The sequence below is a fragment of the Acinetobacter junii CIP 64.5 genome (assembly GCF_000368765.1).
Classification (GTDB): Bacteria; Pseudomonadota; Gammaproteobacteria; order Pseudomonadales; family Moraxellaceae; genus Acinetobacter; species Acinetobacter junii.
Genome location: NZ_KB849655.1, coordinates 320,502 through 339,961, shown reverse-complemented (window position 1 = coordinate 339,961; position 19,460 = coordinate 320,502). Strand labels below are relative to the sequence as shown.

Sequence of the window (19,460 nt, the reverse complement as noted above, 5' to 3'; positions counted from 1 at the left end):
GCTGATCTTAATTTTTGCCCAGAGTGGTGCAGTTTAGCCAGACGTTCAAAATCTTGTCTTAAAATGGGTTTGAGTAATTGATGAAATACGGTATTCTGATGTGACAAAACCTGAGTCCTTTATAGTTAAAGTGTTTGTTTGCACTCATATTTTAACTATTTAGACTCAGGTTTTTTTATTTAAAGCAAACTATGGGACAGTAGTGCTTTCAAGTGCTCTTTTTTGTTTTGAAGTAATGGGTTCGTCTAAAGTTCTATTTTTTATATCACTAAAAAAGATGTATATCTAATAAAAGCCGAATTGTAAGCACTGTCGGTTTGGTTTATTGTCATAAAATAGTCACAATCTCGTAGCATAGTGCATACGGTTTCATAAATAGTTTATATCGAGAAGAGTCTAATGTCTTTAAGAGTTGGTGTTGCTGCTTTAGGTTTATTTTTAAGTAGTTCAGTTTTTTCAGCAGTTACAATCACTGCACCAGAAGAAATTGTCATTCTTGCTGTAAACGGTCAAGAAGTGAATAATGGTCTTCTCGCATCAAAAAAGAATAACTATCAAGTTGATCCTGGTAATTTGACGGTCAATGTACGCTATCGTGAATATTTTGAGCATTTAAATGGTGAGCATGACATCGTTAAATCTGGCGTTGTAACTTTACAAGCTACAGAACTTAAGGATAACCAGTCTTACGTACTTGGATTAGTGAATGCGCCTAAAAGTTTTGAAGCTGCAAAGAAATACGCTGAACAACCAACAGTTGCTTTGTATGATCAAAACAAAAAATTAGTTGTACAGCAAACAGGTGCGAATAATGAAGCTCAACCATGGTTTACTGGTAGTAATTTAATCAGTCGTACTCTAGATTTAACTAGTAAGAATAAAAATAATGCAGTAAATCAACCAGCACCAGTTTATGGTGCAGCAGCAACAAATCAAGTTATCGAAGCACCGATTGCAACTGTTGCGAGTACAAATTCGATCAAATCTACAGATCAGCAATTAGTGGATTTATGGCAGAAAGCATCTAAAGCTGAACGACAAAAGTTTATGGCTTGGTTAGCAGGTCAAACTAATTAATTTTTTAGTATCTGCTTAAAAAACCGATGTTATCATCGGTTTTTTATGGGCTAATGATTATTAAAATGTACTTAGATATAAGAAAAGCAAGAATTGAAGATATAAATCGTTTGGTTGAAGTCATTAATGCAGCTTATCGAAATCAATTTGGTCGAAGTTGGACAACAGAAAAAGACTACGTAAAGGGTGCACGTATATCTAAGCAGCAATTAATTTCTGATCTTAATAATAAAAATTTTGAGTTGTATATAGCCCAATTTGAAGAAAAAATAATTGCTTGCATTGGGCTGACCCTCATGCGTGAATTTGTAGAAATAGGGACATTTGCAATTGATCCCGATCTACAAAATTTAGGCATAGGGCATCGAATGTTGAGTTTTGCTGAAAAATATATACGTGACACTTATACCGATGTTTTGAATATTAATCTATATGTACTTAGTGTACGTAAAGAACTTATTGAATATTATGAACGTAGAGGATTTAATCGCACTGGTGTTGTTGATGATTATCCAATAACTGCGGAGGTGGGAATATCATTAATCCCAGTAAGTCTAGTTGAAATGACTAAAAAAATTAGGTGATTGTTTTGTGTGTGTAAAGTAATTTAATTGTAATTACATTATGTGGAAAAAGAGGAAGTATTAACTTCCTCTTTTATTATTGATTAGTTAATTACCTAACCAAATAAAATATCCCAAAAGCATTAAAGGCCATGCGATAAAAGGGCTAAATAACCACTTCCATAACCAAAATCTAGGTACAAATCCTACACCATGAATAAAACCACCTGAAATCCCAATCATGACTAACATGAGTATGCTGTGATTATAGTGACCATTTTCATCTAGCATGAGTGCAGGATGAACTAATAAAATTGCAGCAAGAGGCAATGCCAACAAAAAGGAAACGGTCATTGCAACAATTTGCGCTTTACTATTCTTTGGTGTTGACATGACTTGAGCCATTTTATTATTCCTCATCTAAGTCTTGGTGATGTTCAATATAGAGTGCACTAAGTACCCCAGCAAAACATGCCATCAGAACGCCTAGAATCCATGCAAAATACCACATTTCACATCTCCTGATTAATACAAACTATGAGAGTTTTCTTCAATATGTTTGTTGGTGATGACACCCCACATTTTGTAGTAAGACCAAGAGGTATAGATCAAAATGATAGGTACGAAAATACAAGCAGCTACTGTCATCACACCCAGTGTTTTATGACTAGAAACAGCATCCCACATGGTTAAGCTTGATGTTGGATCAATACTTGACGGTAATAAGAATGGGAACAATGAAAAACCTGCTGTTAAAATTGCACCAACAATCATGAGGCTTGTACCTGTAAAACTAGCTGCTGCTTTATGTTTTGCTGCGCTAATAATGACCAGTAAGGCTCCAAGAATTGCGGCAATAGGTGCTGCCATCGTGATTGGGTAAGTTGAATAATTATTTAACCAACCATGATTTGCATTTGTAACTACATTTTTTGCAAGTGGGTTTAATGCCGCATTTGTATCAACTGCCACTGCATAACTATAGCCTGAGATATTTCCAAAGAATAACCATGCACCTGCAGCCAAAAAGCATACTAGGAATACAATTGCCATGATTTGAGTTGCTTTGGCTGAGCGATTATGGAGATCACCATCTGTGCGCAACATTAACCATGCGCCACCATGTGCAGACAGCATACTTAAACTCACCAAACCACAAATAAGTGCAAATGGATTCAATAATGCAAAGAAACTACCTGTATATTGAGAGCGTAGAGTTTCATCTAGTGTGAATGGTACACCTAAGAATAAATTACCAAATGCAACGCCAAATACTAGAGCAGGAACAGCGCCACCAATACAAAGCCCCCAGTCCCAAGAGTTACGCCATTGGGTATTTTCTAGCTTAGAGCGATAATCAAATCCAACTGGTCTGAGGAACAAGGCAAAAAGTACCAATAATAGAGCCCAATACATTCCTGAGAATGCAACTGCATATACCATCGGCCATGCTGCAAAGAGTGCACCACCAGCAGTAATAAACCAAACCTGATTGCCATCCCAGTGTGGCGCAATCGTATTGATCGCAGCACGACGTTCTGAATCAGTTTTTCCTACAAATGGCATCAATGCCATAGAGCCCATATCGAAACCATCGGTGAGGGCAAAGCCAATGAGTAGTACACCAACTAAAACCCACCAAATAATTTTTAGGAGTTCATATTCGATCATGATTGAGCCTCCTTAGTGTTTGCAGCTAGTTTCTCAAAGTGATATTTACCAGTATGCAAAGAACTTGGACCTAAACGTGCAAATTTGATCATTAAGTACATCTCGATAATGAGCAATACTGTATAGAAAGCAGCTAGGGCGATAATTGAACCCCATACATCACCAGCACTCACACTAGAAGCAGAAAGATGTGTAGGTAAGATTTCACCAATTGACCACGGTTGACGACCACCTTCTGCGACATACCAACCCGTTTGTGCTGCAATCCAAGGTAGTGGTAAAGCAAATAATGCAAATTTAAGTAACCAAGGTTTATTCTCTGCATTACGTTTAGCCACAGCCCAAGTTGCAAGAATGAAGAGCAAGAGCATTAGGAAGCCTGAAGCAACCATTGCACGGAATGAGAAGAACAGTGCTGCTACGTTTGGAATAGTGTCTTTTGTTGCTGCCTGAATATGAGCTTCAGTTGCATCAACAACGTTTGGTGTATATTTTTTCAATAATAGACCGTAGCCAAGATCTTTTTGATTTTGCTCAAAAGATGCTAGCAATTCTGGAGAGCGATCACCAGCACGTAACTTTTCCAACTCGCTGTAAGCAATCATACCATTACGGATACGGACTTCATGTTCTTTCATGAGGTCATGTAAGCCTGTAACCTGTTTATCCGTAGAACGAGTAGCGATGATACCCATCACATAAGGGATTTTAATCGCATAGTCTGTACGCATCTCTGCTTGGTTCGGGATACCAAATAGAGTGAAAGCAGCAGGTGCAGGTTCTGTATGCCATTCAGCCTCAATCGCAGCGAGTTTAGTTTTTTGGACGTCACCTAACTCATAGCCTGACTCATCACCAAGTAAGATGACTGAAAGTGTAGATGCTAGACCGAAGATCGCAGCAATAGCGAATGAACGACGTGCAAATGGTAAATCACGTTTCTTTAACAGGTAATAGCTTGAGATTGCCAATACAAAGATTGCGCCAGTGACATAACCAGCAGAAACAGTATGTACAAATTTTACTTGAGCAACTGGGTTGAAAATCAAAGCGCCGAAATCAACCAACTCCATACGCATGGTTTCGTAGTTAAACGCTGCACCAACAGGGTTTTGCATCCAACCGTTTGCGATCAGAATCCATAGCGCAGACATATTCGAACCGATTGCCACTAACCAAGTTACACCTAAATGCTGGACTTTAGATAAACGATCCCATCCAAAGAAAAACAGACCGATAAAAGTGGATTCGAGGAAGAAAGCCATTAAGCCTTCGATGGCAAGTGGTGCACCAAAGATGTCACCTACATAGTGAGAGTAATATGCCCAGTTTGTACCAAACTGAAACTCCATTGTTAAACCAGTGGTAACACCTAAGGCAAAGTTAATCCCGAAGAGTTTTCCCCAGAATTTGGTCATATCTTTATAAATCTCTTTGCCTGAAATCACATATGTGGTTTCCATGATGGCAAGAATAAACGCAAGACCTAAAGTTAGAGGGACGAAAAGAAAGTGATACATTGCGGTCATTGCGAATTGGAACCGCGAAAGATCGACCACGCTTTCAGAAATCATCAACGTGTCTCCTGATTGTTGGACATGTCGCCAGCAATACGCTCAGCGACTTCATTGTTAAAATCTTTGGGAATTGTTGGGGCATCAAACCAGATGTTTTTAATCACAAGTAAAATCACAACTTTAATAATAAGAATGATTGTGATTTCACGGATTAATTTCCGATTAGGATCTTGAGAACTCGTGTTCATAGAACTTAGCCTCATATTAAAAGATATAAAACATTATTAAATAAAATTTATTAAAAATAAACCTTTAGAATAGTTTAAATAAATATAAGCAATAAAAATTATCAAAAACAACTATTTATGAGTATTGTTGATTAATTTTAATTCTAATTATTATCCAACTAAATTAATTGGTTTTTATCATTTTAAACTTGATTAAAACAGTTGTGATTTAATAATATTTTTCCGATTAAAAAGGTTTGATTTAATGTTAATTAATTTAATCTAAAACCAAGTAAAATAGTATGATAATAAAATATCTAGTATTTACATATGCTTATAGAGTTACTTACATAAATAAATAAAATTAATGATGAAGCAGTACTAAAACCTAGTGTAATTGTAGAGTTTATTGTTGAAATTGTGATGCAATTCGCTATATGAGCTTTTAGCTAAAGTAGAGTGATAGGAGGGCTGATCTAAATGACAAATATTGTTGCTCTTTTTGTAACTGTTTGTAATTTTTGATCGTTTGGTGAGCGTTTTGCTTTTGATAAGAATGAAAAATTAATCAGGCGTAAAAAGTTTGTTCGAAATAGATATTTTTTTTGCCAAATAATGAGAGTTGGATCTTCGGCTAATGAGTAGAACCTGAGACTGTAACTCCAGTTCACCGTATTCTGGCTCAACCTGAACATAATAAAGTTGTCCAAATTCATCTCTTACACGCGCTTGTGCTGAAAAACCAGGACGCGCGTTCCCTGTTGAAATGGTTGCTAAGCGACCAACAAGATTTGAATGAGTGTGGGTAACCTTGGGTTTAATGACCTGATCCAGACAGTGAATCATAAAAACGGTAAAGAATATGTCGATGACTAAAGCTGGAATGAATAAATAGTAAGGTGAAATAAAATAGTGTTGAAGTGCAAAAAAGGATAGTTCAAGAAAGTAGCCGGCAAAACTAAAGTTAATCAGTAGGAACACTACGATTAAATATTTTGAGAATTTAACATCTAAAAGGGGTGAGTTCAGTAACCATTCTGGTGTTAATTTCTTAACTAAAGAACTTGGACGTAAACCTATAAAAATCCCAATAGTTTCCGCTATGCTGAGAAAAATCAGAGCCACAACACTCATGTGAAATGGCATAAGATAATAATTAAGAAAAAACTCAGTCATAGCAGAAGTCTTATTGCGTATTAATCAATATAAATACCACCATCAGAGTGGACTTCCAAATTTACCTTCTGAAGATGTTCACCTAGGCATGGACCTGAAATACATTCGCCAGTTTCGACTGAAAACAAAGCCCCATGAGTTGAGCATTGAATGTATTCACGATCTTGATCCAAGAATTGATTTTCTAAGTATTCCAGTTCAGTTTGTAAATGTGGACAAATGTTTTGATATGCATAAAAACTTCCATCTTTTTGTGTAATAAAAATGGTTGTTCCCTTCATGGTGTCAAATGCACGTGACTCACGTTCTGGGACTTCCTCAGTCATGCAAATTTTTTCCATCTTAAGCACATTCCTGTTGAGCATTTTTAAATTGTTCAAAAAGTTTAGCGTAATTTTCTACACTTAAACGAGGACCAAATTGAGCGACAACTTCACTTGATATCAAGATTGCGAGCTGTGCTGCTGCATCCAGTGAAAGTCCAGCGTTAATTGCATATAAAAACGCACCCGCAAAGGCATCACCAGCACCATTTGTGTCTACAGCATTCACATGGCGACCTGCAACATGAAATTGCTTTGCAGGATCAATAATGACTGCGCCATTTGCCCCTTGAGTAATCACGATATGTTGGTTGTTAGATTTTAAAACCTCAATTGCTGCATCGAGCGTTTCAGTATTCGTGAACATAAGTGCTTCTTGTTCATTACAGAATAATAAATCTACACCATCATCCATTAACTCTTCGAGACCTTGACGTGCATATTGCACCATCGCAGGATCTGAAAGAGAAAGGGCGATTTTAACACCATGTTCTTTAGCAAGAGCACGAGCTTGTTTGACAGCAGCTCTTGCTGTGTCGCTCGTAGATAAATAACCTTCGATATATAGCCATTTAGCAGTTTTTAATGGTTCGAAATCTATTTGCTCAGCAGTCAATTCTGCTGTGATGCCGAGAAAAGTGTGCATTGTACGTTCAGAATCAGGGCTAATCAGTACCATGCAGGTACCTGTAACACCATTGCTGATTGACTTACTTGTTGTTGTAATCCCAGCTTCATTTAGTCCATTTAAATAAATGGAACCTAATTCATCGTTACCTACACGGCAGCCATAAAAAGCTGAACCACCCAATGCACTGAAGGCTACAGTTGTATTTGCTGCAGAACCACCACTTGCCTGACCTTTATAAGTTTGCGTTTTTTGTAGCTGTTGAAAAAGAGCTGTTTGTGTTTCACCATCGGTCAACTGCATCGTACCTTTTTGCAAAGCATGTTCTGTTAAGAACTCATACGAAACTTTAAATTCTTGGTCAATGAGTGCATTACCAATTGAAAAAAGATCAACAGTTGCCATGTTTGTCATCACAGTTAAAAATCAAAACATAAAGTTTACACGAATGCTCAAGATTACAGTAGTTTGTTGAAGAAAATTCACTTCATTTACGGTGAGCTTTCTATGCTTATTATTTTGAATGTTCAAGGACTGGAATTAAAAAATATCAAACATCAATTTTGTGTCACTCGCTGCATTTTTCTACAAAAACATAGTAATTTACATGGATATCTGTAGGGATTGTTCGGTAGACTCAGTATCATAAATTGTAATCATTTTATTAGATAATTGGAGAACTCATGACTGTCGATGTTTCTGAAAGCATTAAACAAACTATTCATCCTGCGTTTCAGCTATTACGTCAACACCATGTAGAAGCACTTGATATTCAAGTATCTGAATATAAACACAAAGTGACAGGCGCAATTCATTACCATTTGGCGACTTCTCACGACGAAAATGTCTTTTTAGTTGCGTTTAGAACTCAGCCAATGGATTCCAAAGGCGCTGCACATATTCTTGAACATACTGCATTATGTGGCTCAGAAAAATTTCCTGTACGTGACCCATTCTTTTTAATGATCCGTCGCTCATTAAATACATTTATGAATGCATTTACAGCCGCAGATTGGACAGCATATCCATTCGCCACTCAGAATAAAAAGGACTTCCAAAACTTATTGTCTGTTTATTTGGATGCTACATTTGCTGCAAATTTAAATCCTTTAGATTTTGCGCAAGAGGGTATTCGTATTGAGTTGGAAAATGATCAGGCAGTTTACAAAGGTGTAGTTTTTAATGAAATGAAAGGTGCAATGAGCTCACCTATAGATCAACTTTACCATCAACTTGCTCATCATTTATTCCCTGAAACTACCTATCATTACAACTCTGGTGGTGATCCAAAGGATATTCCTGATCTGACGTATGATCAGTTAGTTGATTTCTACAAAACTCATTATCACCCAAGTAATGCCGTATTTATGACCTTTGGTAATCAAAGTGCTTATGATTTACAAGAGCAATTTGAAACTTTAGCGCTTCATAAATTTTCTAAAGGTACTACTTTATATTCAAAACCAGAAAAGCGACTCACAGCTCCACTTGAGGTGATTGAGAATTACGCGGTTGATAGTGAAGATTTGAAAGATAAAACTTATCATGTTTTATCTTGGTTACTGCCTGAAACAAGTGATATTAAATTACGTTTAGGTATGCGTTTGGTTGAAGGTATTCTTCTTGAAAACTCTGCTTCACCATTACGCCACTATTTGGAAACTTGCGGATATGCACAATCAACTGGTCCGTTAATGGGGGTTGATGATAGTAATTTTGAAATGACTTTCTATTGTGGTGTTCAAGGCTCAAATCCAGAACACGCAAATGAATTCCGTGATGGTGTGTTAAAAGTTTTGAATGATGTTGCTGCTAAACCAGTTGATACGGATTTAGTCGACGCGATATTGCATCAAATCGAATTGCATCAACGTGAAATTAATGGCGATGGAACACCATACGGACTTAGCTTGATCTTAAATGGTTTAGGTAGCGTTATTCACCATAATGATCCTGTTCACGTTTGGGATGTTGATTCTGCGATAGAACAAGTCAAAGAAGAACTCAAAGATCCAATGTGGCTATCTAATCTAATTCAAACGCATTTGTTAGATAATCCACATCGTGTACAAATGACGCTGGTACCAGATGCCACTAAATCAATCAAAGAACAACAAGCTGAACAAGCACGTTTAGCTGAAATCACTGCAAATCTAAATGATGAACAGAAGATTGAGATACAAAAGCAGACTGAAGCTTTAAAGCAGCGTCAGGATACACCTGATGATTTAGATTTATTACCAAAAGTTGGTTTGGAAGATATTCCAGCAGAGTTGCAAATTGTACAAGGTCAATTACGTGAGATCATTTCAAATGGATTAGACACTCCATTGAATCTCTATCACGCTGGAACTAATGGTATTTACTATCAACAAGTTTTAATCCAAATCCCAAATGAAATTGTGCAATCGCCATATTTTAATCTGCTTTCAATTTTGATGGGCGAGGTTGGTGCAGGAGAATATGATTATTTAGAACTTCAACAAATTCAAACAGCCGTCAGTGGAGGTTTGGGTATGGGAGCTTCATTACGAAGCAAAGTTGATGATAAAGATCGTATCAGCGCATGGTTAACTTTAACGACCAAATCACTTACACAAAAATTAGATGCGATTCAATTGTTGAAGTTAGCATTTGAGAAACTAAGATTTGATGAAAAAGATCGAATCATAGAGCTGTTACAACAACGTAAAACACGCTGGCAATCTCGTTTATCAGGTTCTGGGCATAGTTATGCTATGCAGACCGCTTCACGTCAAATGAGCGCATTGGCACGCCGTGATTATCACAATACGGGTTTAGGTGCATTAAACTGGTTAAGTGATTTAGTGGCTAAAATCGATAATGATGAAGCAGCTTATCAGGCATTAATCGATGAGCTTAAGACAATTCACCGAAAGCTTTTACAAGCACCAAAACAGTTCTTATTGGTTTGTGAAGAACATCATTCAGACCGTTTAGTGGAAGAAATCCAAAATGTCTGGGATAAGTTAGATGTCAGCAAAGAACCCGTAACATTAACTACTGTGGACCACGTAGATACAAATTATGATGAAGCTTGGTTAATTCAGTCAAATGTTCAGTTCTGTGCATCCGCTTATCAAGCTGTAGATGTTGCACATGTTGATGCGGCTCCACTTATGGTATTAGCGGCATATTTGCGTAATGGTTATTTGCATAGTGCTATTCGTGAAAAAGGTGGGGCGTATGGTGGTGGAGCAAGCTATGATGGTAATGCCTGTGCTTTCCGTTTCTATAGCTATCGTGATCCTCGTTTAGCAGAAACCTTTAATGATTTTGAAGCGAGTATCCAGTGGCTATTAAATGCTGAACAAAAAGAACATCAACTTGAAGAAGCAATTCTTGGACTGGTGTCTGGTATGGATAAGCCTGGGTCACCTGCTGGAGAGGCAATAACGGCATGTTATGCATTACTACATGCACGCACACCAAAGTTCCGTAAACTTCTACGTGAACGATTATTGAATGTTACTTTAGCTGATTTACAAAGAGTTGCAAAAGAATATCTATTGGAGCAAAAACCTGTGAGAGCAGTAGTGGCTCCATTTGCTAAACGTGAGGAGTTACAAAACTTAGGTTTTGAAATTCAGCAAGTCAATTAAAAGAAAAATTGGAGACCGCTATGACGTTCAAAAAAATTGAACGTGCTCAATTGGAGCTAAGTATACTCGCTATACTTAGTTCTTTTGCTGCATCAAACACCTTTGCACAAGTCGCAGAACCTGCCACTCCAGCTACTGTCGAAGCATGTGTTGCATTAAGTTCGAGTGCAGACCGCTTGGCTTGCTATGACAGCATGTTTAAAGCTCCAACCGTCACTGAGCCACAGGTTGCAGAACCAATGGTAGCGGCTGCACCTCCCGTTAAATCAAAAGAGTTAGAAAAAAGCCCGCCTGAAAGTTTAAAAGATAAAGTGGTTCAAAAGGTCAGCGATTTGAATCTGATTGGCGCTGCTCCGAAATTTGATCCAAATGTATCTTTACTAGATCGACGTTGGGAGTTGTCTGAAGAGAGTAAACTGGGTGTTTGGAATATTCGTGCGTATCAGCCTGTTTATTTACTGCCAGTTTTTTGGACAAGTGATAAAAACGAATATCCAGAGAGTCCGAATCCAAATAACACAGTAACAGATAAGCAAAATTTGACTTCTTCTGAAGCTAAATTCCAGATTTCCTTAAAAACCAAAGCTTGGGAAAATATTTTCGGAAATAATGGTGATCTATGGTTGGGTTATACGCAATCATCACGCTGGCAAGTTTATAACTCAGAGGAGTCTCGTCCATTTCGAGAAACCAACTATGAGCCAGAAGCGAGTTTAATGTTTAGAACAAATTATGAACTTCTAGGGTTAAATGCACGCTTATTAGGTGTGACGCTGAATCACCAATCAAATGGTCGTTCAGATCCATTATCAAGAAGTTGGAATCGAGTTATCTTCAATCTTGGTTTTGAGAAAGATAATTTTGCTTTGATGCTGCGTCCTTGGTATCGAATTGAAGAAGATGTGAAAGATGATAACAACCCTGATATTAAAGATTATATTGGGCGCGGAGATTTGACAGCTTTCTACCGACACAAGGAAAATGATTTTTCACTTATGTTGCGCCATTCACTGAAAGGTGGTGATAAGTCACATGGGGCTGTGCAGTTTGATTGGGCATTTCCAATCAAAGGTAAGTTACGTGGTCATCTACAACTGTTTGAAGGCTATGGTGAGAGCTTGATCGACTATAATCATCGAGCAACATATGTCGGACTTGGCGTTTCTTTGATGAACTGGTACTAAATGAGTTTAGACATTCCTGATCCATTATTGCAGCTTGAGGCAAATTGTGGGGTTTTTGCAGTATGGTTGATTCTAAAGCAATATCAATCAAATATTGATATTGCTGAGCTTATTCAATTATGTCGGCATGATTACAACGAAGGAACCTTTACAATTGCTTTGGCTGTGGCATTGAAAAAGTTAGGATTTGAAGTCTCATTCTATACCGCTCCTGACCCTGATATTGATGAAATTGAAAAGAAAATTTACTTAGAGGCGAAGCAACTTCAGATCCCAATTAGACCTGCTTTGACGTATGAGAAGATTCAGCAAGCCTATGAAGATGGCAAATTCGTTATTGTGTTTTATGACACATTAGATGGGGCGGGAAATCAGTCGTTGATCTATTCTATTGATGAGCAAGAAATTAGTTTTTGTGATCATTTTGAGGTTATGTCAAAGGCTGTATTCGAGCAACAATACCAAGCTGATGAAATTTGTCAGCAAGCTATCGTGGTCGAGCAGCCTTTAAACTTTTATCCAATCTGAATATTCGCATTTGCATGTTTCAAGCGGCTCTTTTTAGGGGTTGCTATGAGATATGCAAGGGTGAGTGGACCTAGTCGTCCTGTATACATAAGCAAGCTTAATACAAATAAACTACCGTCATGTAATTCGCCTGTCACACCACGAGAAAGTCCAACCGTACAAGCAGCTGAGACGACTTCAAACATCAAATCTAAAACATCTAATTTTGGTTCAAGCAGAAAAAGCGTAAAACACCCAATAAATACTAACATGCCTGTAATCGCAGCTACGGCTAAAGCTTTATAGGTCGTTTCATGAGAAACAGAGTGATTAAAAATACGAATTTCTTCGTTACGTCGTAAAAATGAAACAACAGTAAGTAATAAGATCACAAATGTTCCAACTTTTATACCGCCTGCAGTACTTAAAGAACCACCACCAATAAACATCAATAGCATAGTAAGTAGCGCGGTACTATGCTCCATTGCACTGGTATTGATGGTATTAAAACCTGATGAACGAGGAACAGTAGCCTGAAACCAAGAGTTCATCGCTTGTTCACCTAATGTCATTGGACCAAGTGTTAATGGGTTATTTGATTCTAAAAGCCAAATAAGAATAAAAGCGATAAGATTTAAAACAAGAATAGTGCTTAGTATAAGTTTGCTATTCGGTGTTAATTTACTCCATTTCTTATTCTGTTTTATATCAATTAGTACTAGAAAACCGATACCACCCAGCGTATAAAGCATACTAATCGTTAAGCAGATCAAATAATGACTTTGAAAGTTGATTAAACTATTGTCAAATAAAGAAAAGCCTGCATTGTTAAAAGCGGAAATACTGTAGAAAATCGAATAATACAATCCTCGCCCTACACCATACATTGGAATAAATGATGTACTCAGGATGATTACACCAATCAATTCAAATAATAAGGTATAAAGTACAACGCCTTTTGCTACGAATGTAACTTTAGATAAGCTTGTTTGCCCTAGGCTGTCTTGAGCCATCATTTGTTGTTTAAGACCTAATTTGGGTGCCAAACTGAGAGCAGCCAAAATCGCGAAGGTCATAAAACCTAAACCACCAGATTGAATCAATAATAAAATTATAACTTGTCCGAGATGGTTAAATGATTCATTTAAATTCACTACAGATAGACCAGTAATCGTGACCGCTGAAGTTGCAGTAAACAAAGCATCCATCCAGCTTAAGTTTCCTTTGTTTGCAATCGGAAGTTTAAGCAGTAATGTTCCAATAATGATAAAGCTTAAGAAGCCAATCGCGAGCAATGTCGGTGGGCTAAGATTAAATATCTTTTGCGAATTTATTTTTATGGTCATTTAGAGGAAGCATCCCGATAATTTTTTTAGATGGGTGAGTAATCCTTCTAATATGAGTACGTCACCTGTTTGTAAGGTAAAACTAGAGTCGATTTCATAAATAATTTGTTCATCACGTTTAAGTAGTAAAAGTTTGATATGAGGTTCTTGTTTGAGAATGCCTGATAGATTTACCTTGTTTAGTTTCTCATGCACAGGCACTTTAATGATGTAATGATCATGATCAAGTGCCATGTAACGGCTAACCATAGGATAGTTAAGCGCTTGCGCAACTCGAACACCCATGTCTTCTTCAGGATGAATAATTTTAGTAATATTTAAGTGAGAAAGAATTGTGTGATGAGCTTTGGTTTTAGCTTTTACTAAAATTTTTTCTACACCCAAATTTTTGAGGTTTAAAACACACAAAATACTTGCTTCAATATCTTCACCAATTGCAACAACAACGGCATCACAATTTTGAATATTCAATTCTTCTAGTACGTGCTCATCTGTAGCGTCAGCAATAACGGCATGAGTGATTTGATCAGCCAAATTTTCCACATTGCGCTTGATCGTATCAATTCCAATAACATCATGATTCAGTTTAGTGAGTTCTAATGCAACAGTCGCCCCAAAACTTCCTAAACCAATGACTGCAAACTGTGCCATAACAATCCTTAACTAAATGAAAAAAATATCTTTTTAACTATTTTAAGACGGAATAATTTGAGCGTGTGTAATCATTTGTGTGCAAAGAAAATCAACTTATAAAAAGACAATATTCAAAATAAAACCGACATATTTGTCGGTTTTAAATCAGATCAGATTTACTTATTTGAGGAAACGTTTATATCCAATATTATCGCTAATTTCAGCATATGGATATGTGATTTGCTCTAAAGTTTCAATCAGACCATCTGGATTTTGCTTCGCATCAGTTGCCTCTAAACCAACCAAAACACGACCTTCAGCTGCACCATGATTACGATAATGGAATAAAGTGATGTTGTGGGTTGGGCCGAGACGCTCAAGGAAGGTTAATAGTGCTCCAGGTCGCTCAGGGAATTCAACACGGAATAGACGTTCATTTTCAATGTTAGCGTGTCCACCGATCAAATAACGGATGTGAAGTTTAGCTACTTCATCATCAGATAAATCATCTACTTCATATTGCTGTTTGAGCATTTCATGAATTTCATGGCGTTCAGTTTCACCACCTTTCAAGCTAATTCCGACAAACACTTGAGCTTGATTGCTATCACTTGCACGATAGTTGAACTCAGTAATGTTGCGTCCTTGCAATGAACGGCAGAAATTCAAAAAAGCACCTTTCTGTTCTGGAATCGTAACAGCGTAAATTGCTTCACGACGTTCACCGAGTTCGGTGCGCTCAGCAATATAGCGTAAGCGATCAAAGTTCATGTTCGCGCCACACACAATTGAAACCATGTTCTTATTGTTTAATTGGTGTTCAGCTACATATTTTTTGATACCTGCTAATGCCATTGCACCAGATGGTTCAACAATACTACGGTTTTCATCAAAAGTATCTTTAATGGCAGCGCAAATTTCATCTGTATTTACTGTCACGATATCAGGTTCTACGATAGGTCCTGAATTATCAGATTTGCGTAGACGAACCATTTCGAAAGGTAATTCGCCTATTTGTGCTACTGCTGTACCATCCGCAAATAAGCCAACATGAGGTAGAATTACACGTTCATTTGATTCTAGTGCTGCTTTTAAACAAGCTGATTCTTCGTATTCAACACCAACAACTTTAACATGTGGTGCAACTTCACCTAGATATGCTGCAACTCCAGCAATCAAGCCACCACCACCAACAGCAACAAAAACATATTCAACATCACGCCATTGACGCAATATTTCATTTGCTATGGTTCCTTGACCTGCAATGACCAATTCATCATCGTAAGGTGGAATGAAAACTAAACCTTCATTTTCTGCGCGTTGTTTGGCATATTTGTTCGCGACATCAAAGCTATCGCCGTGTAAAACGACCTGACCACCAAGATTTTTTACAGCCTGAACTTTAATATCAGGTGTTGTACTAGGCATAACAATGATCGCATGAATCCCTAGTTTTTTTCCTGACAGTGCAACACCTTGAGCATGATTGCCCGCAGATGCGCAGATAACACCACGATCCAATTGATCTTTTGGTAATTGACTAATTCTGTTATAAGCACCGCGTAATTTGAAAGAGAATACAGGTTGTAAATCTTCACGTTTAAATCGAATATTATTATTAATTTTTTGACTAATTCGTGGAGCTGCTTCAAGCGGTGTTTCAATCGCAACATCATAAACCGTTGCTTGTAAAATTTGTCGTACCACACGAGACAGCATGTTCATCTTCCCTATAACAGTTTAAAATAGTCAGTCATTGTAGCAAACCCCTGTGCATTTGCGCTGTTTTCTTGCAGCAAATGTCAAAATAGTTGAGTGAAGTCATGAGTCTATATGCAACCCAAGATGAAAAAAAACAAGCTGCGGCAAAAGCAGCTTTAAAGCATTTGCCTAAAGGCGGCATTTTGGGCGTAGGAACAGGAAGTACCGTTAATTTTTTAATTGATTTATTACCTGAATTGCAATTAGAAGCTGCAGTTGCGAGTTCAAATGCGACAGCAGAACGCTTAAAAAAACTTGGCATCGAAGTTGTAGATATGAATTCAGTAGGTGGTCTAGATGCTTATGTTGATGGTGCAGATGAAATTGATCGTCATATGCACATGATCAAAGGTGGTGGTGCTGCTTTAACTCGTGAGAAAATTGTTGCTTCAATTGCGAAAAAATTTGTATGTATTGTTGATGACTCAAAGTGGGTTGAGCAATTAGGTCGTGAATTTCCTTTACCTGTTGAAGTCATTCCGATGGCGCGATCAGCTGTTGCACGTAAAATTGTAGCTTTAGGCGGTGATCCTGTTTATCGTGAAGGTGTTGTGACAGATAATGGAAATGTAATTTTGGATGTTTATAACTTAAATATTTTAAATGCGATTGAGTTAGAGAAAACACTCAATAATATTCCTGGTGTTGTGACAAATGGAATTTTTGCTTTAAATGCAGCTTCTATTGCAATCGTAGCTACCAATAATGGTATCGAAGAACGTACTGCTCAATAATGCAATCTGTAAAATCAGACGAGAAACTACCAGAAATTAAAATGGTTCGACACGCAAGAGCTAAGAATTTACGCCTGCGTGTGGATCCAACTGGAATTCGTCTGACCGTGCCTTTATTTTGTTCACAGCGACAAATTCAGATGTTTCTCAATCAATCAGAACAATGGTTGATTGAGACATGGGAAAAACAACAAAAGCAAAATCCCAAGTATTCAGAATTTCCTGAGCACTTACAATTGTTTTATCATTCAAAACCATTTTCTGTAATTCAACAATCTCAACGTATGATTTTTAAATTTGATTGGGAAAATAACATATTGCATGTTAAAAATGATCAGATTGAAAGAGCACTACAATCTGCTGTTTTATCTTACAGTAAAGAATTTTTACCCATATTCCTAAATGAGATCAGTAGAGAAATTGGGTTGAGTTTTAGGGACTGTTCAATTCGAAAACCAAAAACACGATGGGGTAGTTGTAGTTCGCAGCATGACATCATGCTAAATGCGGGTCTAGTACTTATGCCTGAATATTTAGTTCGATCTGTATGTATACATGAATTGGTTCATACGGTTCACTTTGACCATAGTGCAGTTTTTTGGGCTGAAGTTGAAAAACATGACCCAAATTATTTGGAGAACCGCAGGCAACTGAAAAATAATCAATTACCTGCGTGGTGGTATGTTAAATAAACTTACATTCAAGTTGTGTTTTTGATAATTGATCAGGTGCCTTTCGCACATCTAAACCATAACTAGCACTTTGAACTTGATTTTCCTTAATTTTTACTTGAAGGAAAGCATATTCTAATGAAACATTATTTGGTTCAGTTGAGCTACTATTTAGAATATATTCTCTTGTCGTTTTGTTGACTTGTAAAAGATTATCTGTACTGTCTGCATCAAGTACTGAACGATAAATTTGAGTTCCTTTGATAAGTTCAACCGCACCATTAGCACGTATATTGAGTGTGCAGTTATTCGTATTGTCTTTATAACTACCAATTAAATATTCAATAGATGGCAAGTTGGGGTTTAGATTGTTAATGCCAGTTATTCCTTGTTTGCAGGCAAATAATGACCCATTACAAGTCTCAGTACTATCTATGAAACCAACAGCTCGGCGATAGTCTCCAGCACCAGACACTCTGAATACTTGTGAGGAGTTAAATCTAGGTTCCTCACCAGCATACAATTTATCCTCTAATTGACGATAGCCATCAGGATTAACAGTCGCTTGTTGGTAATTGTTTGCAAGTTTCAAAACCGCTTGTTTTAAAGAAGATGCGAATAAATTTCTGGTGTTCTCTTGATTCTTGGCAATATCAATAAGATTGTTTTTTGCAGGATCAACATTATCGGGTGGGGTTACCACTAATGTTTTTAAGACACTATTGTCCCCGCGAATAAGTTTTGCATCTAAATAGCCATCTTTTAAATCCAGTGCAATGTTCTTGGTAAATTCATCATATGAATTTGTTGGATATACATTTGCCCATTGTTGAATATAACCAAAACTAAAGTAAGTGTTTATATATAGTGCAAGTCGAGAAACAATATCCTGTTGTGTGAACACATTAAGTTGGTTAGAAGTATTTAAATTAGGAAAGTCATTGCGGTGAAATGCTCTTAGAAGTGCTGTGTTTACATCTTGAGTGGCTAAAGATAAATGTAGCTCACTAATTTGAGTTGGATCTACTGTCTCATTTGGTAAATGACCAGACCGGATTAACGCACGCTGGTAGATAGCCTCAGAACTTGGATTGATGAAGATTGGTTGTGTTAAATTGCTAGTATCTACTTCGATCAATGCATGTTGTGTAATATTCAACGGTTTGTATAGACCACTTAGAAAATCAAAAACTAAAGAACTAGGTTTTGTTGATAATTCGATTCTATAAAGACGTTTCGTGTTTAAAACTGAAGGAAGTGTAACTGTAAGATTAGATGTCGTGCTCGCTTGTTGCTCTAAGACAAGTGTGTTGTCAAAGTTATCATATAACTTAACGACTACATCACGCATCTCAACAGGAACTTTGATATCGAAATTCTTTGGTTTAGGAACAGTTACTATAGGTGCTGGGTCATTTTTTGCTTCACTTTCACCACTACCACAACCAACCAAGGCTGTACTGATTAGTAAAGTGCTAACACCAAGACATAAAAATTGATTTAATCTTTGTTTTGTTCTCAAAGAAGGCATTCCAGCTCTCCAAAATTCTGCATCCATGAAAATTATTATTTCCGCTTGGGTTTTATTCTATGCGAATATCCTATTCATTCAATAGAAATTCATGATCAATGGTCGTTTGGTATCATTTTTTATAAATTAGATGCTTAAGTCTGACTTGTTCTGTGCAATTAAGCCATCCCATGACAATTATTTAATGATACTTGAATTTAGTTTTCTTATAGAAATCTTCATACGTGGTGCAGACTTATAGATTGAGAAATATGAGTCAAACTGCCATACTAGCCAACAAATTCAAGT

General features: G+C 37.1%; 20 protein-coding genes. 7 read left to right on the top strand and 13 right to left on the bottom strand.

Annotated features, from left to right (window positions below):
* Positions 1 to 107 (bottom strand): DUF4372 domain-containing protein (locus F948_RS16870; RefSeq protein WP_004958461.1); only part of this gene is annotated, 107 nt, incomplete at its 3' end.
* A 292-nt stretch (positions 108 to 399) separates the two neighbouring features.
* Between F948_RS16870 and F948_RS07320 the strand changes: the two genes are divergently transcribed.
* Positions 400 to 1,077 carry a YccT family protein gene (locus F948_RS07320; RefSeq protein ID WP_004962118.1) on the top strand — a complete coding sequence of 226 codons (678 nt, stop codon included), beginning with the start codon at positions 400 to 402 and terminating at the stop codon, positions 1,075 to 1,077.
* Positions 1,078 to 1,130: 53 nt separating this feature from the next.
* Positions 1,131 to 1,661: a GNAT family N-acetyltransferase gene (locus tag F948_RS07315; protein WP_026057441.1), complete on the top strand. Its 531-nt coding sequence runs from the start codon at positions 1,131 to 1,133 to the stop codon at positions 1,659 to 1,661.
* Positions 1,662 to 1,748: 87 nt separating this feature from the next.
* Here the strand turns inward: F948_RS07315 and F948_RS07310 are convergent, their stop codons facing one another.
* From F948_RS07310 to F948_RS07275, 8 genes are all read right to left on the bottom strand, one after another.
* Entirely contained in the window at positions 1,749 to 2,045 is a 297-nt protein-coding gene (locus F948_RS07310; protein WP_004911382.1) for a cyd operon YbgE family protein, read from the bottom strand.
* 4 nt (positions 2,046 to 2,049) lie between these two features.
* Positions 2,050 to 2,151: a cytochrome bd-I oxidase subunit CydX gene (cydX, locus tag F948_RS16025; protein WP_004653762.1), complete on the bottom strand. Its 102-nt coding sequence runs from the start codon at positions 2,149 to 2,151 to the stop codon at positions 2,050 to 2,052.
* Between the two features lie 14 nt (positions 2,152 to 2,165).
* A complete protein-coding gene (cydB, locus tag F948_RS07300; RefSeq protein WP_004962111.1) occupies positions 2,166 to 3,311 on the bottom strand; it encodes a cytochrome d ubiquinol oxidase subunit II in 1,146 nt (381 codons plus the stop codon).
* A complete protein-coding gene (locus tag F948_RS07295) occupies positions 3,308 to 4,885 on the bottom strand; it encodes a cytochrome ubiquinol oxidase subunit I (RefSeq protein WP_004962109.1) in 1,578 nt (525 codons plus the stop codon). Before F948_RS07295 ends, cydB begins: the two co-directional genes overlap by 4 nt.
* The gene (gene cydP / locus F948_RS07290) at positions 4,885 to 5,076 is read right to left on the bottom strand and encodes a cytochrome oxidase putative small subunit CydP (protein ID WP_004911375.1); all 192 of its coding nucleotides are present in this window, start codon (positions 5,074 to 5,076) and stop codon (positions 4,885 to 4,887) included. Before cydP ends, F948_RS07295 begins: the two co-directional genes overlap by 1 nt.
* Positions 5,077 to 5,619: 543 nt before the next feature.
* A complete protein-coding gene (locus F948_RS07285; RefSeq protein WP_004962107.1) occupies positions 5,620 to 6,231 on the bottom strand; it encodes an OB-fold-containig protein in 612 nt (203 codons plus the stop codon).
* A 20-nt stretch (positions 6,232 to 6,251) separates the two neighbouring features.
* Complete coding sequence (locus F948_RS07280; RefSeq protein ID WP_017397586.1) at positions 6,252 to 6,557, bottom strand: Rieske (2Fe-2S) protein; 306 nt, start codon at positions 6,555 to 6,557, stop codon at positions 6,252 to 6,254.
* Between the two features lie 16 nt (positions 6,558 to 6,573).
* Positions 6,574 to 7,587: an adenosine kinase gene (locus tag F948_RS07275; RefSeq protein ID WP_004962104.1), complete on the bottom strand. Its 1,014-nt coding sequence runs from the start codon at positions 7,585 to 7,587 to the stop codon at positions 6,574 to 6,576.
* 278 nt (positions 7,588 to 7,865) lie between these two features.
* Here F948_RS07275 and F948_RS07270 point away from each other — a divergent pair, with 278 nt between their 5' ends.
* Genes F948_RS07270 through F948_RS07260 form a run of 3 tightly spaced genes read left to right on the top strand, consistent with a single transcriptional unit; the run spans position 7,866 to position 12,517 of the window.
* Complete coding sequence (locus tag F948_RS07270; protein WP_004962102.1) at positions 7,866 to 10,805, top strand: insulinase family protein; 2,940 nt, start codon at positions 7,866 to 7,868, stop codon at positions 10,803 to 10,805.
* A gap of 20 nt (positions 10,806 to 10,825) precedes the next feature.
* The gene (locus F948_RS07265) at positions 10,826 to 11,989 is read left to right on the top strand and encodes a phospholipase A (protein ID WP_004962099.1); all 1,164 of its coding nucleotides are present in this window, start codon (positions 10,826 to 10,828) and stop codon (positions 11,987 to 11,989) included.
* Positions 11,990 to 12,517, top strand: coding sequence for a cysteine peptidase family C39 domain-containing protein (locus F948_RS07260; protein WP_004962096.1), 528 nt, complete (start codon positions 11,990 to 11,992; stop codon positions 12,515 to 12,517).
* Here F948_RS07260 and F948_RS07255 read toward each other — a convergent pair.
* The 3 genes from F948_RS07255 to ilvA all read right to left on the bottom strand — a co-directional run bounded on the left by F948_RS07255 (position 12,505) and on the right by ilvA (position 16,200).
* Positions 12,505 to 13,842, bottom strand: coding sequence for a TrkH family potassium uptake protein (locus tag F948_RS07255; protein ID WP_004962094.1), 1,338 nt, complete (start codon positions 13,840 to 13,842; stop codon positions 12,505 to 12,507). The genes F948_RS07260 and F948_RS07255 overlap by 13 nt on opposite strands.
* The gene (locus F948_RS07250) at positions 13,843 to 14,493 is read right to left on the bottom strand and encodes a potassium channel family protein (RefSeq protein ID WP_004911349.1); all 651 of its coding nucleotides are present in this window, start codon (positions 14,491 to 14,493) and stop codon (positions 13,843 to 13,845) included.
* A gap of 162 nt (positions 14,494 to 14,655) precedes the next feature.
* Positions 14,656 to 16,200: a threonine ammonia-lyase, biosynthetic gene (gene ilvA / locus F948_RS07245; RefSeq protein ID WP_171057555.1), complete on the bottom strand. Its 1,545-nt coding sequence runs from the start codon at positions 16,198 to 16,200 to the stop codon at positions 14,656 to 14,658.
* A 98-nt stretch (positions 16,201 to 16,298) separates the two neighbouring features.
* Here ilvA and rpiA point away from each other — a divergent pair, with 98 nt between their 5' ends.
* Both rpiA and F948_RS07235 read left to right on the top strand, forming a co-directional pair.
* Positions 16,299 to 16,970, top strand: a complete 672-nt coding sequence (gene rpiA / locus F948_RS07240; RefSeq protein WP_004962087.1) for a ribose-5-phosphate isomerase RpiA — start codon at positions 16,299 to 16,301, stop codon at positions 16,968 to 16,970.
* On the top strand, positions 16,970 to 17,662 hold the full coding sequence (locus F948_RS07235) for a M48 family metallopeptidase (RefSeq protein ID WP_004962085.1): 693 nt from the start codon (positions 16,970 to 16,972) through the stop codon (positions 17,660 to 17,662). The genes rpiA and F948_RS07235 overlap by 1 nt, the downstream gene beginning before the upstream one ends.
* Here the strand turns inward: F948_RS07235 and F948_RS07230 are convergent.
* The gene (locus tag F948_RS07230) at positions 17,655 to 19,172 is read right to left on the bottom strand and encodes a hypothetical protein (protein WP_004962082.1); all 1,518 of its coding nucleotides are present in this window, start codon (positions 19,170 to 19,172) and stop codon (positions 17,655 to 17,657) included. The genes F948_RS07235 and F948_RS07230 overlap by 8 nt on opposite strands.
* Positions 19,173 to 19,460: the final 288 nt, after the last annotated feature.